General features: G+C 64.3%; 16 protein-coding genes and 4 pseudogenes. 16 read left to right on the top strand and 4 right to left on the bottom strand.

Features of this window, described 5'->3' with window-relative positions; all coding sequences use genetic code 11:
- Window positions 1-470 precede the first annotated feature (470 nt).
- The 6 genes from MNOD_RS40810 to MNOD_RS40790 all read left to right on the top strand — a co-directional run bounded on the left by MNOD_RS40810 (window position 471) and on the right by MNOD_RS40790 (window position 3,158).
- Complete coding sequence (locus MNOD_RS40810) at window positions 471-1,088, top strand: hypothetical protein (protein ID WP_012634290.1); 618 nt, start codon at window positions 471-473, stop codon at window positions 1,086-1,088.
- A 133-nt stretch (window positions 1,089-1,221) separates the two neighbouring features.
- Window positions 1,222-1,704, top strand: a complete 483-nt coding sequence (locus tag MNOD_RS47815) for a hypothetical protein (protein ID WP_157091874.1) — start codon at window positions 1,222-1,224, stop codon at window positions 1,702-1,704.
- Window positions 1,705-1,725: 21 nt separating this feature from the next.
- Complete coding sequence (locus tag MNOD_RS40805; RefSeq protein ID WP_012634289.1) at window positions 1,726-2,127, top strand: hypothetical protein; 402 nt, start codon at window positions 1,726-1,728, stop codon at window positions 2,125-2,127.
- Between the two features lie 72 nt (window positions 2,128-2,199).
- Window positions 2,200-2,478: a hypothetical protein gene (locus MNOD_RS40800; RefSeq protein WP_012634288.1), complete on the top strand. Its 279-nt coding sequence runs from the start codon at window positions 2,200-2,202 to the stop codon at window positions 2,476-2,478.
- Window positions 2,475-2,753 carry a hypothetical protein gene (locus MNOD_RS40795; protein WP_012634287.1) on the top strand — a complete coding sequence of 93 codons (279 nt, stop codon included), beginning with the start codon at window positions 2,475-2,477 and terminating at the stop codon, window positions 2,751-2,753. The genes MNOD_RS40800 and MNOD_RS40795 overlap by 4 nt, the downstream gene beginning before the upstream one ends.
- A gap of 192 nt (window positions 2,754-2,945) precedes the next feature.
- A complete protein-coding gene (locus tag MNOD_RS40790) occupies window positions 2,946-3,158 on the top strand; it encodes a hypothetical protein (protein WP_012634286.1) in 213 nt (70 codons plus the stop codon).
- On the opposite strand, the gene MNOD_RS40785 is transcribed toward MNOD_RS40790, so the two are convergent.
- Entirely contained in the window at window positions 3,155-3,838 is a 684-nt protein-coding gene (locus MNOD_RS40785) for a recombinase family protein (protein ID WP_012634285.1), read from the bottom strand. The two genes, MNOD_RS40790 and MNOD_RS40785, sit on opposite strands and share 4 nt — an antisense overlap.
- A gap of 278 nt (window positions 3,839-4,116) precedes the next feature.
- Between MNOD_RS40785 and MNOD_RS42290 the strand changes: the two genes are divergently transcribed.
- The 3 genes from MNOD_RS42290 (at window position 4,117) to MNOD_RS40770 (ending at window position 8,104) form a co-directional block, all read left to right on the top strand.
- Window positions 4,117-6,291, top strand: a complete 2,175-nt coding sequence (locus tag MNOD_RS42290; protein WP_012634284.1) for a tetratricopeptide repeat protein — start codon at window positions 4,117-4,119, stop codon at window positions 6,289-6,291.
- Window positions 6,292-6,350: 59 nt separating this feature from the next.
- Window positions 6,351-7,067 (top strand): toll/interleukin-1 receptor domain-containing protein, encoded by a 717-nt coding sequence (locus tag MNOD_RS45520; protein ID WP_012634283.1) that lies wholly within the window; start codon window positions 6,351-6,353, stop codon window positions 7,065-7,067.
- A gap of 305 nt (window positions 7,068-7,372) precedes the next feature.
- Window positions 7,373-8,104 carry an MBL fold metallo-hydrolase gene (locus MNOD_RS40770; RefSeq protein ID WP_012634282.1) on the top strand — a complete coding sequence of 244 codons (732 nt, stop codon included), beginning with the start codon at window positions 7,373-7,375 and terminating at the stop codon, window positions 8,102-8,104.
- A 30-nt stretch (window positions 8,105-8,134) separates the two neighbouring features.
- Here the strand turns inward: MNOD_RS40770 and MNOD_RS40765 are convergent, their stop codons facing one another.
- A complete protein-coding gene (locus MNOD_RS40765) occupies window positions 8,135-8,473 on the bottom strand; it encodes a hypothetical protein (protein WP_012634281.1) in 339 nt (112 codons plus the stop codon).
- Window positions 8,474-8,701: 228 nt separating this feature from the next.
- On the opposite strand from MNOD_RS40765, the gene MNOD_RS45515 reads away from it, so the two are divergent.
- From MNOD_RS45515 to MNOD_RS40750, 6 genes and pseudogenes are all read left to right on the top strand, one after another.
- Complete coding sequence (locus MNOD_RS45515; RefSeq protein WP_012634280.1) at window positions 8,702-9,088, top strand: VOC family protein; 387 nt, start codon at window positions 8,702-8,704, stop codon at window positions 9,086-9,088.
- 297 nt (window positions 9,089-9,385) lie between these two features.
- Window positions 9,386-9,820, top strand: coding sequence for a DUF1801 domain-containing protein (locus MNOD_RS40760; protein ID WP_012634279.1), 435 nt, complete (start codon window positions 9,386-9,388; stop codon window positions 9,818-9,820).
- Between the two features lie 187 nt (window positions 9,821-10,007).
- Window positions 10,008-10,112 (top strand): annotated as a pseudogene (locus MNOD_RS47810) (IS6 family transposase); the annotation flags it as partial.
- A gap of 299 nt (window positions 10,113-10,411) precedes the next feature.
- Window positions 10,412-11,806 carry a S8 family peptidase gene (locus tag MNOD_RS45505; RefSeq protein ID WP_012634278.1) on the top strand — a complete coding sequence of 465 codons (1,395 nt, stop codon included), beginning with the start codon at window positions 10,412-10,414 and terminating at the stop codon, window positions 11,804-11,806.
- Between the two features lie 73 nt (window positions 11,807-11,879).
- Window positions 11,880-12,119 (top strand): hypothetical protein, encoded by a 240-nt coding sequence (locus MNOD_RS45500; RefSeq protein ID WP_012634277.1) that lies wholly within the window; start codon window positions 11,880-11,882, stop codon window positions 12,117-12,119.
- Between the two features lie 235 nt (window positions 12,120-12,354).
- Window positions 12,355-12,942, top strand: a pseudogene (locus MNOD_RS40750) (recombinase family protein); the annotation flags it as partial.
- Window positions 12,943-13,181: 239 nt separating this feature from the next.
- Here the strand turns inward: MNOD_RS40750 and MNOD_RS45495 are convergent.
- Both MNOD_RS45495 and MNOD_RS40740 read right to left on the bottom strand, forming a co-directional pair.
- A pseudogene (locus MNOD_RS45495) lies at window positions 13,182-13,490 on the bottom strand (recombinase family protein); the annotation flags it as partial.
- A 181-nt stretch (window positions 13,491-13,671) separates the two neighbouring features.
- Window positions 13,672-14,088: pseudogene (locus MNOD_RS40740) on the bottom strand (IS630 family transposase); the annotation flags it as partial.
- 67 nt (window positions 14,089-14,155) lie between these two features.
- On the opposite strand from MNOD_RS40740, the gene MNOD_RS40735 reads away from it, so the two are divergent.
- Window positions 14,156-15,181, top strand: coding sequence for an IS110 family RNA-guided transposase (locus tag MNOD_RS40735; RefSeq protein ID WP_012634276.1), 1,026 nt, complete (start codon window positions 14,156-14,158; stop codon window positions 15,179-15,181).
- The last annotated feature ends 204 nt before the right edge of the window (window positions 15,182-15,385 follow it).

Genomic DNA, 15,385 nt, shown 5'->3' with positions numbered 1-15,385 from the left:
GGAGGCAAGCTTCGCCATTCATGTGAGGCCGTCATGATGCCCTTGGAACTCTATTGGCCCAGCAGCATGCTGGCAGAGGTTTTCCCGGAGCGGTTCCGAAACTCAACCGCCTGCTGGCAGACCGACGCCTCTGCCGGGCCGGTGCAGGCAATGGTCGGTGAGGAGACTTCCATTGTCGCGTCCTACCGACCAGAGCGGGTCGCCAGCGGACGCGGGGTTCGGGGGCTTGGCGAGAAGGCCAGGGTGTCAGACCCAGTGCGCCATAACCACCCAGCACTGCGGGTCATCGAAGGCGGGAGATCCTGATGGGAGCACCGCGCCGGCCCAAATTGCGCTCGCCGGATAAGCCGATGCGCTCCAAAACGCCATCAGCAAAAGGAGTTTTTCCCTGGCTGAGCGCGAACTCGGACGCAGCCCGAAAATCAAAGCTGCCACGGAATTTCGGATAATCCGCAGGAGGCGAACCGCAAATGGGCGGCATCAACAGCGGCAACTGGGGCGGCAGACCCACCGTCGAGGACTGCCTTGCCCTCAACCTGCCCAAGCTCCTGCGCGATCGCGCCGTCAGACCCGGCCATACCACAGCCGGCACCCTGACTTGGTCCTCGCCCCATTCCGAGCAGACCAGGGCCTCGATCGGCTACACCGCCATCCTCGGCCAGGAGCACGGCCGCATCCGCCTGCAGTACCGAACCGCCCAGCGCGGCACGGCGATCGACCACGACTACACCATCGCCCTGCTCGCCACGGCTCAGCCCTTCGGCGGCTGGCGCTGGTGGTTCATTTGCCCCAAGGCAGGCACCCGCACTGCGAAGCTCTACCTGCCATCAGGTGCCGCCATCTTCGCCTCACGCCAAGCCCACCGCCTCGCCTACTGGTCCCAGCGCGAGAGCCCCCGCAACCGCGCCATCAGCCGCGCCTTCAAACTCCGTCATCAACTCGGTGATCGGCACGGCGGGATCGGCTGCTACATCGACAAGCCCAAGGGCATGCATCGCAGCACCTTCGAGCGGCGGATCGCCCGCCTCCAGCGCGCCGAGGCGACCGTCAACGCCTACGCCATGGCCCTATTCGGGACCTGCGAGTGAGCCTCGCGCCACCTGCCGGATGGTCTACGACTGCTGCGTCTGCGGCGGCGGCACATCCCGAACAAGGCTGGTACATGGTTCTGTCGGGCCCGTTGCAGGGATCCTGGGCGTCAAAGTGCGAATGGACATAGTCATGCGCGCAGTCGTTATTAGCTTCATCGCGGTTTTGAGCGCCGGGCAGGCCTGGGCAGGTAAGGTCTGCTCTTTCGATAAGGCGACGCTGCGTGCAGAGAAAACACGGTTGTCCTTTGCGGATTCACCGCATCTCGGCTTCCAAGGTGCTAGGTTCAAGGTCAAGCGCTGGGCCAGTACATTCAGTCTCGTGCCGGAAGGACAGCCAAGCGAAGGTTCGCAGGTCGGTTACGTCGCCGTCGAGATACAGGGGCGAAAGGGCTCTTTTATCATCCGCCAAGACTTCATGGCTTCCACTGTCCCCTCAGTTGTCGGCGACAGTTGGGTGTCTGGTGACGGCCCTACCAATCGTCCGATCGATTGGACTGCTCAGGCGAAGCAACATGCCGAAAAATTCACTGGGCGTGTGACACACGGTGCTTATCCCTTTATCATCTACACAGGCCCATTGGGCTCACACCTGCTTCAAGTCGTCTGTCCATGAAATTGCTCTGAAAGCACACCAATGAGACACGCCACCTGCGCGGTCGTTCTGGGTCTAGTCGGGGCGGTGCTGGCGGGGCAGGCAGGGGCGGAGGTGTGCAAGGGCAAGGTCGCCCTTGAGCCGATGGACGAGCCCGGCCCGCGGCTCGTGCTAGAGCGCGCCTTTGTCGCCCCGCTGCCGGGCCCGAAGGCGAACCGGGGCGAGCTGCTCGCCTACACGGCGACGCGGGAGGGCAAGCCCTACACGGTCCTCGTGGAGATGTGGCCCCAATCCTCGACCACTTGGAGCGTTCGCGAAGGGCGGGCCGCCATCTCAGACATGAAGATGCGCCCCGCACCCCGGGCTCGGTTCCCTGAGGGTGGCGGTCGCATCATGACATGGGGCGAAACGCTTGCGACGGATTGGCGGGCGGTATGCCTCTGAGGCTAAACCACATCGGCGATATCCGTGAGGAAAGTGAGCTGAAAGCCTCGCGCGCAAGATGGAGGCGGCGTGATGCCCAACCGTCCCGAGATCGAGTCCACGAAGGTGGATGTCGTCGCCCTGTTTGAAGAGTTGAAGCAGTACCGCGAACAGGAGAGCGCCGCGTCCGAGCAGCTAACTGTACCCGATTACCGGAAGGGGAAACGGAACCTCGCCGTCTGGATCGATGAGGCAGCGTTTCGCCAGTTCAAGGTGATGGTCGCCGAGTCGGGTCTGACTCTACAAGACTACATGGTCGATCTGATTAACCGCGAGTTCGAGCGGATGGGGAAACCGCCGATCGCCAAGTGAAGGGGCGAGAGTTGACATCCATTGATTACGAACTGCGGGTGGCGGAAGCCATCGACGCGGCCGTCGAGGGCGTTGAGCTCGATCCTGGCATGACGCGCATTCAAGCCGACAGGCAGGCGATCAATGCCTGCCTGAGCTTCATCGCATCCATCGTCGCCAGCTGGGACGACGCCAGCTCGCCTGAGCTCGTTCGGTCGTTCATCGCCATTGTGGCCGAGAGGCTGGCGCGCGACATCACCGAAATCCGCCGTGATCTGGATGGGCCGCCGCAATAGCCGCCTCGGGGCTCCCCACGACAGCTTGAAGCTTCCGATCGGTCGTCTGCCCAGAAGCAGAGCCTATACAGACGCGATTGCACTAAAGTCCGAGAATGGCAGCGCTATCCTTTGGCGTGCGCTCGGATCGGACCCTTGCTGCAGACGTCGGCGTGTATCAAGCCGATAGCAAATAATAGTCGGAGGAACGCTATGCCGAACCGTGTCTTCGCGGTGCGCAAGGGACACGATGGTTGGGGCGTCTACTCGCAGCACACGGGCGAGCCGGTCCGGGTGAACGGGCGGGAGCAGACGGGCCTCGCGCGCGAGACCGCTCTTCAGCTTGTCTCGTCGCTTCGGATGCTCGCCTTCTTCGAAGCGAGGTGCGGCGACCGGGCAGTTATCAGACCCCACTCGATCCATTAGGTCGCGGCCACCACGCGGGCGAGCACGCGCTGGACTTGCGTCGGCCGCCACGCCGTTGCGCCCTGCGCGGTCGGGATGCCGCGCTCACTCAGGACGCGAGCGATCCCGTTGGCCGAGATGATGCCGGCCGCGCGCAGCTCGGCGATGATCGGCATGAGCCGGGCCGCGTTGCGGTCGCCGCGGGCTTTCCGGCCGGCCGCTGCGGCCGCGTGGTCGGCCTCGGTGAAGGTCCGGCCCCGGAAGCCGCCGAGCACCGTCCCGCGGGCCTTGGCGGCGGCCAGGGCGGCCTTGGTGCGGGCGCTGATCGCCTCCCGCTCCTGTTCAGCCACAAGCGCCATGATGCCGACCGTGAGCTTGTTCGCGTCCGGCATGTCGGCAGCGACGAAATCGACGCCGGAGCGCTGAAGGTCGCGCAGGAAGCCGGGATCGCGGGACAGGCGATCGAGCTTGGCGACGACGAGGCGAGCGCCGTAGAGCCGGCACGCCTCGATCGCCTTGGCGAGTTCCGGCCGGTCGGCCCGCTTGCCGCTCTCGACCTCCACGAACTCGGCGACCACCCGCCAGCGCCCGCCGTCGAGGAAGCGAGCCACCGCCTCGCGCTGCGCTTCGAGGCCGAGCCCGCTGCGGCCCTGCTTGGCCGTGCTCACCCGCGCGTAGGTGACGAAGTTGCCGCTCGCCATGATGGGGCTCACACAATGCTCATCGAACGTCGAGCATCGTGGGAGGCCCTCGGACGGGCGTCAACGCGGATCCACTCAGAGGCTCTGGATCCAGCGCGCGTTGCCATCTCGCACGGACATCTCGCACGCCCGCGAACGCGCCCACCTCGACGGAATGGATCGCGGAGGTTCGCGCAAGATGAGACACAGCGCGGCACGGCTCACTTGCGGGCGGACGCGACGTATCACACACTCCGATTACTTCTAACGGAGCTGCGCCGTAGGGCGCTGGCAACACCGTGACCCGCCGAAGCCGGCCAGAAGTAACCGCGGGTCTCGCGACTGCCCTGCTGATCGTCTTGGCAGTGCGGGGCAGCGCGGCGGCCGAGGGCGCGACGGCGACCACCTGCGCGATCGCGGCCGGGCGTGACGCCTCGCACAATACGCTCACCTGCAACTTCGGGCTGACGCCCGAGCAGCTGCGTGAGGCGACGAAGGCGGCCGTCGAGGGTGCGACCGGCCCCCTGATGGACAGGATCGAGGCGATCAGCCGGCGGCTCGGCATCACCTCGAACGCGGCGCAGACCCTGCTGCGCATTGTCGGCGAACAGCCGGACGTGCCCGACGAGCGCCTCGCCGAGGTGCTGACCAAGGTGGCCACCGACTACGTCCGGCTCAAGGCGCAGGTGGCGGGGCTGAACCCGGACAACTCGACCGCCAAGGCCCTGGTCGCCTCGGCGAAGGCCGAGATCGAGGCCGGCCATCTCGACCGGGGGCGTGAGCTGTTGCGGCAAGCCACTCAGGCGCAGCTCGCTGCGGCCGAGATGGCGCGGCAGCTGCGCGATCAGGCGCAGGCGGCCGCGGATGCACAGATGCTCGGAGCGGCGCGCTCGCTGGCAGCGGAAGGGGACGTGGCTCAGACGGAGCGGCGGTACTTGGAGGCCGCGGAGCTGTATGGCCAAGCGGCATCCTATGTTCCGCCCGGACATCTTGAGGAGCACAGCGCTCTTGTCGAGCGGCAGGCGGGGGCTTTGTCCTCGCAAGGTTACGAGCGCGGCGACAATGACGCGTTGCGCAAGTCGGCTGACCTCTACCGGACTGTGCTTGCGGAGCGGCCACGTGAGCGCGTGCCCCTTGAGTGGGCCGGGACGCAGAACAACCGCGGCAATGCGCTTTTGAGGCTTGGGGAGCGGGAAAGCGGGACGGGGCGTCTGGAGCAGGCAGTTGCGGCCTACACCGCCGCCCTGGAGGAATTCACGCGCGAGCGCGTGCCGCTCGACTGGGCCATGACACAGAACAACCTCGGCCTCGCGCTCGCGGTGCTTGGGGAGCGGGAAAGCGGGACGGGGCGTCTGGAGCAGGCAGTTGCGGCCTACACCGCCGCGCTGCAGGAACGCACACGCGAGCGCGTGCCGCTCGACTGGGCCATGACACAGAACAACCTCGGCCTCGCGCTCGCGGTGCTTGGGGAGCGGGAGAGCGGGACGGCACGGCTGGAGCAGGCGGTGGCCGCCTACACCGCCGCCCTGCAGGAACGCACGCGTGAGCGCGTCCCCCTCGACTGGGCCGGGACGCAGAACAACCTCGGCCTCGCGCTTCAGAGGCTCGGGGAGCGGGAGAGCGGGACGGGGCGTCTGGAGCGGGCGGTGACCGCCTACACCGCCGCCCTGGAGGAACGCACACGCGAGCGCGTGCCCCTCGAGTGGGCCGGGACGCAGAACAACCGCGGCAATGCGCTCAAAGCGCTCGGGGAGCGGGAAAGCGGGACGGGGCGTCTGGAGCAGGCGGTGGCGGCTTACACCGCCGCCTTGCAGGAGCGGACGCGCGAGCGGGTGCCGCTCGACTGGGCCCAGACGCAGATGAACCTCGGCACCGCGCTTCAGAGGCTCGGGGAGCGGGAGAGGGGGACGGGGCGTCTGGAGCGGGCGGTGGCCGCCTTCACCGCCGCCCTGGAGGAATACACGCGCGCGCGGGTGCCGCTCGACTGGGCCATGACGCAGAACAACCTCGGCACCGCACTTTTCAGGCTCGGGGAGCGGGAGAGCGGGACGGGGCGTCTGGAGGAGGCGGTGGCGGCTTACACCGCCGCCTTGCAGGAGCGGACGCGCGAGCGGGTGCCGCTCGACTGGGCCCAGACGCAGATGAACCTCGGCCTCGCGCTCGCGGTGCTTGGGGAGCGGGAGAGCGGGACGGCACGGCTGGAGCAGGCGGTGGCCGCCTACACCGCCGCCCTGCAGGAACGCACACGCGAGCGGGTGCCGCTCGACTGGGCCCAGACGCAGATGAACCTCGGCACCGCGCTCCAGAGGCTCGGGGAGCGGGAGAGGGGGACGGCGCGGCTCAAACAAGCCGTTGCAGCCTTTGATGCAGGCCTGAGCGTCGTTGCAGCTGTTTGGCCGCCTGAATGGGTCGCGGACGTTCGTGCACTGCGCGCGACAGCGCAGGCCGAGATCCGCCAGCGGCAGATGAGATAGTTGATCAATGCGAGAGAGTTCGATCAGCTCTAAGTCAACGGTTTAGTTAGAGGGCATCCGTGATCGACAGTTCAGCCAATAAGCGCGATTTTTTTGTCAGCTTCAACAAGGCTGATCGCGCATGGGCGACCTGGATCGCCTGGGTACTGGAGGAGAAGGGCTACTCAGTCTTCTTTCAAGACTGGGATTTCAAGGGTAACTTCGTCCTTGAGATGGATAAAGCACACACTCAATCCCGTCGCACCATCGCCGTGCTCTCGCCCGACTACCTTGTCTCCCGCTTCACCGCCCCCGAGTGGGCGGCGCGCTTTGCCCAGGATGCCACAAGCGAGCACGATCTGCTGCTGCCAGTGCGAGTGCGGCCGTGCAATCTTGAGGGCCTGCTCGCCCAAATCGTCTATGTCGACCTGGTTGGCAGCAGCGAGGAGGAGGCACGTCGTAAGTTGCTCCAGCGTGTCGAAGGTATCCGCCTCAAGCCGGATGAGCCGCCCCTGTTCCCCGGGCAGGCCAGCCACGATGCCATACCCGAACGGCCCGCGTTTCCGATGGCTGTGCCGACGGGCGAGAAAGCGATGGCACAGGACATTCATCCAGCCAGAGAACGCGCAGTCCCGACAACTTGGCTGGTCGCGGCACTAGCTCTGGCGGCTTTAGTGGTAGCCATGGGATTGGTGGTCTTCCGGTCAGGGAACGTCACTGTGTCGGCGACAGGTGATGGTGTGGCGGCAGGTCGGGACGCTACAGGAATTACCATCAACAAAGGTGGGACTAAGTAGTGAGGCGCGGCTCGCTGCGGGCCTGTCGCAAGCGCGAACGCATCGGCGTTCAGGCTACAGGGGCAGGGGCCGTCGTGACCTACGTCTGGCCCGCCCATGATCCCTCGTCCGGCGGGAAGAGCGTCGTCTGCGCAAGGCGCTGTTGCGGGCGGACGCGACGCCTCACACAACACGCTCACCTGCAAGTTCGGGCTTCCGATCCTGCTCCGCCCAGATCTCCCGTTCGCGGGTCTCACGGCGGGCCTTGGCACGGGGCGACTCAGCCTCCATAGCAGCGCATCTGCAGGACTTGAGAGGAGGGCACGATGGAGGTGCGCGTCCTCGGGTGTGGCGACGCCTTCGGTTCGGGAGGTCGCTTCAACACCTGCTTCCACGTCACGACGCCGGCCACGCGCTTCCTGATCGACTGTGGCGCGTCCGCCTTGATCGCGATGCGCCGCTTCGGCGTCGAGCCTAACGCCATCCAGACCGTCTTCCTGACCCACCTGCACGGCGACCACTTCGGCGGGCTGCCCTTCCTGATCCTCGACGCACAGCTCGTCAGCCGACGCACCGCGCCCCTGACGATTGTCGGCCCCTCCACTCTGCGCGAGCGCCTGGCTGCGTTGATGGAGGCCATGTTCCCCGGATCCAGCACCGTTGAGCGCCGCTTCGACCTGCGCCTTATCGAGCTGGAGCCGGAGATGCCGACCGAGGTGGACGGCGTGACCGTGACGGCTTTCCCTGTCCGCCATCCTTCCGGTGCGCCCTCCTATGCGCTGCGTCTGGCCTGCGAGGGGCGCACACTCTGCTACACGGGCGACACGGAATGGGTGGACGCGCTCTACCCCGCTGGTCGTGAGGTCGACCTCCTGATCGCGGAAGCCTACACGGCCGAGCGGCCCGTTCGCTATCATCTCGACTGGGCCACGCTGCGGAAGCACCTGCCTGCCATGACCGCGAAGTCCGTCCTGCTCACGCACATGGGCCCGGACATGCTTAATCGCATACCGGAGGGTTGCACGGCGGCCGAAGATGGAGGTGTGATCCTCCTGTGACGGTACCTCGCGCGTCACTTCAGAGGACCTTCAGCCCTTCAGGCGCTTGTTGCACTCCGAGTAGTAACCGGCGCCCTTCTGGATCCAGTTCAGGCCGCCATTGCCGGCGCCGCCCGCGGCCTTGTTGGCGTGGTACTGATCCAGGCAGGTCTGCTGGCGCGCCTTGCCGGGAGGCTGCTTAGCGTACTTGGGTGCGATGGCGTTCGGGAAGATCGCGCCGCCAGGCGCGGCCGTGACTGGCTTCTGAGCAGGAGCCGGCTTTGGGGCGAGCCCGGCTCCGATTGGCAGGCCAACGGTGGCGCCCGGTTGCGCAAGAGCCGGGCCGGTGAGCGCAGCGACGACGGTCAGAGAGAGTGTGGTCAGGCGCATGGGTACAGGCCTTGATAGAAGGCCGACCCTAGCAGCACGGACCTGAACGGCTTCCTTGACCGGCTACCTGGAACAGTATGTTTACTATTTGTTCTCATAAGGGCAGTCGGCGGCGCGCGGGTCACTTGCCTCGCCCACTACCCCTTCGTGATCGTGCGCGGGAACCAGTAAGCAGTTACAACGCCGACAGATTTTGAAATAAGATCCTCACGAAACGGAGCATGCAACATGGATCCGGTTGTTCATTTCGAAATGCCCTATGAGGACCGTGACCGTATGATCCAGTTCTACGAAAGCGCATTCGGCTGGAAGGCACAGAAACTTGGCCCAGAAATGGGCAATTATGTCATCGTCACGACAGCCAACGCTGACGTCAAGCCAGATGCCCCACGGGGTTCTATCAACGGAGGATTTTGGGAGAAGAGAGCGGATTGGCCGGCACAGGTTCCTGCTATCGTCATCGGTGTGGGCGACATTAGAGGCACAATGGAGAAAATTCTGCGTGCCGGTGGCAAGATCCTAGGAGATCCTATGCAAATTCCCAGCGTCGGAGAGTATGTGTCGTTTCTCGATACCGAGGGAAATCGGGCTAGTTTGCTTCAACCTTCCATGTGAACGGCCGAAGAAAGTGCCTCGTGCGAGGAGATAGCTCAGCCTCCTCGCGCAATAGGGTATACCCAAGAACGACAGAGTACGTGTTCTGGGTTGCAGGACGTGCATAGGCGTTTGGCACGCTACAAGCCATTCGCGACCCGTTGCGGACGTTGGCTTGTGCTGGCACCTAGTGGTCCAAATCTGACACTTCGAACCCACTGCTCTTGGCCTCTCGCGATCTCAGGTCTGCTATTTGGGTGGGTACCAAGCGTCTGATTTGGACCACTAGGTGGTGAACCGCTTGGGCAGGATCGTGATATGGCCGACAAGAAGACCGAGGTTGCAGGTGCAACGGCCGCCAAGGATGCGAAGACTGCATCTCAGCTGATTGACGTCAAGATTACGGCGCTGGCCGATTGGCGCGGCGAGATGCTCGCGCGCATCCGCAATCTCATCCGCGAGGCTGATCTTGATGTCATCGAGGAGGTGAAATGGCGCAAGCCATCTAATCCAGCCGGTGTCCCGGTCTGGTCGCACGCGGGGGTCATCTGCACTGGAGAGACTTACAAAGATAAAGTGAAGCTGACGTTCGCGAAGGGTGCTTTGCTTGATGATCCGTCAGGCCTGTTCAACTCCAGCCTTGAAGGCAACATCAGACGCGCGATTGATATCGAAAAAGGTGTCCAGATCGACGAAACGGCGTTGAAGGCGCTCATCCGCGCGGCCGTGGCGCTGAATACAAACAGTCGCTGACGTCCGGTTCCACCCGCAACCGATATGCGCGATCAGCATAGAAAAGCGGATGTTTGAGCATAGGCCTCATCCGAAGAGCCGCATAGGAGCAGAGCGGAAAGCCGTGTCTCGGATGTCTCACAGAAGCTCTTACGAGACACTTGCGTCTGATAGGGTATACTCAAACGGACGAGCGTGTCTCGTTGAGCTGTGGCTGCGTAAGGGCTTTGGGTTTGTGTTCGCGTGGACTGTGCGCGAGCAGAACCAACTGCTCGCCTACTGCTTTGGGCTTCCCGCAGCGAACAAAGTGTGAAAGCGAGGCTGTCGAAGCGCACCTGCGGCCCACCTCGGAGTTTGCTACACGCCCCGTCACTGTCCGCAGGCCAGGGGTCGCGGTGGCGCCGATCAGCAGAAGCTGGGCGTGTCGCAAAGAGCGGTGGACGAAGAGTGGCGCGAACGCCAAGATGAGCCTGGCGAAGCGGGTGGGCAGGTCAGGCATCGGGTGTCTCTGACGAGGGTCGTCATCACCCTACCCGTCACGCCCACTTAGTCATGCAGGCCAGCTTACCCGCCGCTCGATTGACTAACATCCAGCATAAAGAGGAGAAAGTTATGGCACGAACGCCGAGGAAAGGACCTAGTTCACGAATACCACGAGATCAGAACACAGAGGAGCAGCCGAGCCCGGCGATCGTTGAAATGCAGGGAATTAGTCCTCCCGGCACAACCGGGCGGTTCTTGGTTCTATTGAAGGAGGGTACTGCCGCTTCCGTGCTCACCAACGTGGCTGGACTTAGCGTCGCGAGCACCGCCGACATTAAGGAGGGTGCATCGATCGACGACCTCGGCGGTGCTAATGCATTGATGTTTCCGGAACTGGGCATCGCCGTTGTGGATGCCCCACCCGACCAGGTGCAGGCCATTGGCGTGGCTGCCGCCGATTCCGGTGTTCTCGCCATTGAGCCTGAGCGTATCGTCTATGCAATTGAGGACGGGCCCATGCAGCCGGGCCTCCCGGGCTTATCTCCGCCCAGCTCCGCTGGGTTCCCGTTGGATTATTTGAAAGGGTACCGCGATGCGGTGAATCATCTCTATGATGCCCTGACCGGCGCAGTGCCGGGAGAACTTGGTGCTGAAGCTGTTCCCTCTTTTATTGAAACCGAACTCACTTGGGGCCTGCAGGCCACTAAGGTACCGGCCTCTCGCTTTACCGGCCGCGGTATCCGAGTTGCGGTTCTCGATACCGGCCTTGATGCCGGACATCCGGACTTTGCAGGTCGACGGATTACAACTCAATCCTTCATCCAGGGGGAGCAGGTCCAAGACGGGCACGGACATGGAACTCATTGCATCGGAACAGCCTGCGGGGCTCGCCGGCCGGGGCAGCTACCCCGGTACGGGATCGCCTATGAGGCCGAAATCTTCGCCGGTAAGGTTCTTTCCAACCAGGGCAGTGGCGCAGATGGAGGCATCTTATCGGGTATCCAGTGGGCAGTAGCAAACGGCTGTGCCATCATCTCCATGTCGCTCGGCGGCAGGGTGGGACCAGGTCAGTCATACTCCCGAGTTTTCGAACACGCAGCGCGGCGAGCGCTGGCCAGGGGAACCTTGATCATTGCAGCGGCCGGCAATGAGAGCCAGCGTCCCGGGTTCATCGCTCCGGTCGGTCATCCCGCGAATTGCCCTTCGATTATGGCGGTCGGTGCCCTTAATCGTCAGTTCCAAGTCGCCCCGTTCTCCTGTGGAGGACTTAATCCGGAGGGGGGACAGGTCGATATTGCAGGCCCGGGAGTCGACATCCGCTCAAGTTGGCCGCGGCCTGTTCTCTACAACAGCATCAGCGGAACCAGCATGGCAACACCGCATGTTGCCGGTATCGCGGCTCTCTGGGCGGAATGCGATCCCCAGTTTCGCGGTCGCGCCCTGATGAGCATACTAACCCAGTCGGCTCGGCGCCTGCCTCTCCTAACACGTGATATCGGCGCGGGATTGGTGCAGGCGCCTTGAGATATTCGCCAAGATTGCTTTCACTCCGCTGGGCCAGCTCCTACATGTTGGATGACAGTGGAGTGAAAGCAGAATGACCAAGGTTCGTCTCACGCTGAATATCAGCGACTCCCACATGAATAAAATTGCCACGGTTGCCACTGCCGCCAAGCAAATCGGCATGAAAGTTGAGCATAAACTCGATGATCTCGGCGTTCTCACAGGAGTGATCGACCGTGATAAACTTAATCTTCTGCGTCAGGTCGAAGGCGTCTCTAACGTTGAAGAAGAGAGAAATATCAATATTCCACCACCTGACAGCGACATCCAGTAACAAACACTTATTTCGCCTATCTAGCGGCCGAGTCCCCACGGCCAGGCCATCAAGCTCTGGCGAATTTGAACTAATCGGCGCTAAATGCGAGGACGTTGAGTATCACAAGAGCATGTATTCGATAATCCCGAAATAGACCTTGACGCGTCGCTTCAACATCAACGCGGAATGACGACCCGAGCAATCTTCGGTCCATCTTGCCCCGACGGGCGGGCCACCGCGAGAAGCGCATCCGCTCGCCCACCAGCGGACCCAGGCCGGGGAGGCCGGCTTCACCTTCGACGAGGTCGTCGCCGACCATGGCGAGAGTGGTCGCAAGCCGCTTCGGGAGAGGCCGGAGGGCCGCCGGCTCTTCGACCTGCTGCGCCGGGGCGACACGCTCGTGGTGCGCTGGATCAACCGGCTCGGCCGCAACTACGAGGACGTGACCGATACGATGCGGGAGATGATGCGGCGCGGGGTCATCGTCCGGACCATCATCTCGAACATGACCTTCGACGGCGCGACGAAGGACCCGATGCAGCGGGCGATCAGGGACGCACTGATCGGGTTCATGGCTGCGAGCGCCGAGGCGGAGCTGGAGGCGACGAGGGAAGCCCAGAAGGCCGGCATCGAGCACGCCAAGAGCCGGGAGACCGCCTACCGAGGCCGGAAGCCGTCCTTCGACCGCGAGCAGCTCGCCACGGTGCGGGCGATGCTCGCCCAGGGCGTCGGCCTGAGTGTCATCGCGGCCGAGACCAAGCTCTCTTGGCAGACCGTGCGGCGGATCCGCGAGAGCCCGGCCGAGGCCGAGGCGATCCTCGCGCGTTGGGCGGCTGAGTAGGTGTATCCGTCGAGGTTCTCGATCTCGTGCGAGATGGCGGCTTGGTATCTGGATGGAGGCTTCGACGCCAGGCCGCCACCTTCACCGGTGGTTCCGGAGATCAACCTGCAAGGCGCCGCCACCATGGCCGAGCGCGCATCGCCACCAGGTCCCCGCTCGGCGTCGTTCAGGCGGGCTTGTAGGTCGCGCTCGCGGGCGCCGGCCTCTTCGGTGAGACCCGCAAGTTCGTGGAGGAGGGCCAGCTGGCGCTCGCGGCGCAGGTTGGTTTCGAACTCGGCAAACACGCCGAGCATATCGAGGAAAGCCTTGCCGGTCGCCGTGCTGGTGTCGATCGGCTGCTTGGTCGCTTTCAGGATCACGCCCTTGGCCTTGAGGATCTTCACGATGTCCTGGAGGTCTCCGATCGAGCGGGCGAGGCGATCGATGCGGGTGACCACCAGCGTATCCCCCTCGCCGATGAACTCGAGGATGGTTTTGAGTTCGACGCGGCCGTTGGTGCTGGTGCCAGAGACTTTCTCGGAGCGGATCGGGTCGCAGCCGGCGGCCTTGGGGTCGGTCGCCTGAGGGCTCCCTCCCCTTTGGGGCCTAGGCCCTCAGGGGTTCCAGCCGGAGGAACGCCTAAAAACCCGTCCGATAAGCGGTATGGGTGGGGTTGAGTGGCCGAGATGGCCGTGATTCCAGGAGGGGGCTGAACCCGCCCCGCGCTGGGACGCCTAGAGCGGTATTCGCTCAGACTGAAACATACTCGGCATGGGCGAAAAAGCCGGCGCAATCGTCTGATGTGATTTTCTCCAGCAAGCGTCCGACGGCATCCCAGAGGCCCTCGACGGTGCGTTCGGCTGCTTTACGCAAGAGCGCCTTGAGTTTGGCAAAGGCGTTCTCGATCGGGTTGAGGTCGGGACTGTAGCGCGGCAGGTGGAGAAGCCGTGCCCCCGCTGCTTCAATCATCTGGCGCACGCGAGGTCCCTTGTGGCTGGGCAGGTTGTCCATGATGACCAGGTCGCCGGGTTTCAGATCCGGAACGAGGATTTGACCGACATAGGCCTCGAAGGTGGCGCGGTTGACCGCGCCATCGAGAACGTAGGGCGCAGTGAAACCCTGGAGGCGCAGGCCGGCAATCAGGGTCGTGGTCTTCCAGTGATGGGGTGGACGCCCCCCGACGGCATCGACGTGCCAAGGTGGTGGTGTTGAGCACCACCGGAGGGAGGCGTCCGTGGCGGAGGTTAGCACCATCGGCTTGGATCTGGCCAAGCACGTATTCCAGGCGCACGGCGCGAGCGCGGCTGGCGCCGTCCTGTTCCGCAAGAAGCTGCGACGCGAGCAGGTGCTGTCCTTCTTCGCCGGTCAGCCTCGCTGCCGCGTCGCCCTGGAGGCGTGCGCGAGCGCGCACCACTGGGCACGCGCAATCGGCGAGCTGGGGCACGAGGTGAAGCTTATCCCGCCGGCCTACGTGAAGCCCTTCGTCAAACGTCAGAAGAACGATGCGGCCGATGCAGAAGCGATCTGCGAAGCCGCGCAACGCCCGACCATGCGGTTCGTGGCCGTGAAGAGCGAGGCGAAGCAGGCTGCCGCCGTGATCTTCCGGGCGCGCGATCTCCTTGTCGGTCAGCGTACCCAGATCATCAACGCGTTGCGCGGCCATCTGGGCGAGTACGGGCTAATCGCGCCACAAGGTCCCTCGAACATCGAGCGCCTGATCGTGCAGGTCGAGGATCCGACATCCGGCATTCCCGCCGCAGCTCGCGCTTGCCTCGTGCGGCTCGTCGCGGTGCTCCGTCATCTGCAGGACGAGATCGCCGAACTCGACAAGGCGGTTGCGGCACGGGCCAAGGCCGACGCCGCTGCGCGCCGGCTCATGACGGTGCCCGGGATCGGTCCGCTGATTGCCACCGCCATCGAGGCGCTCGCGCCACCTGCCGAGACGTTCCGCTCAGGCCGGGATTTTGCTGCTTGGGTCGGGTTGACGCCGATTCAGCGCTCGACCGGGGGCAAGGAGCGTCTCGGCCGCACCTCGCGTATGGGTGAGCGGACGCTGCGACGCCTCCTCATCTTCGCGGCCAGCGCCGTCGTGCGCTGGGCCAAGCGCAAGGGCGTGCCGGCCGGCTCGTGGCTCGGCCGGATGCTGGCGCGCAAGCCGCCGATGCTGGTCATCGTCGCACTCGCCAACAAAAACGCCCGCGTTGCCTGGGCGCTGCTTGCGAAGGGCGGGACCTATCGAGCTCCGGCCGTCGCCGCGTGAGCGGTCGGCGGATGTGAGGCTGTCGACGGGGTGAGGAGGTCGAAGGACAGGTATGGCGCAACGTCGGTGAGGCGGGATCAGGAGAACCAGGCGCACGGGGAGCGCTTCGAGCGCGTTCCAGTGATGTGGACCTGATCCTCGAACTCCCATACGGGCCCGCGGCCAATCTTCGTGCCGCACTAGAGGCCGGACACATGGCAGCAC

The sequence above is a fragment of the Methylobacterium nodulans ORS 2060 genome (assembly GCF_000022085.1).
Taxonomy (GTDB): domain Bacteria; phylum Pseudomonadota; class Alphaproteobacteria; order Rhizobiales; family Beijerinckiaceae; genus Methylobacterium; species Methylobacterium nodulans.
This window is presented reverse-complemented; position numbering and strand designations above follow the sequence as displayed.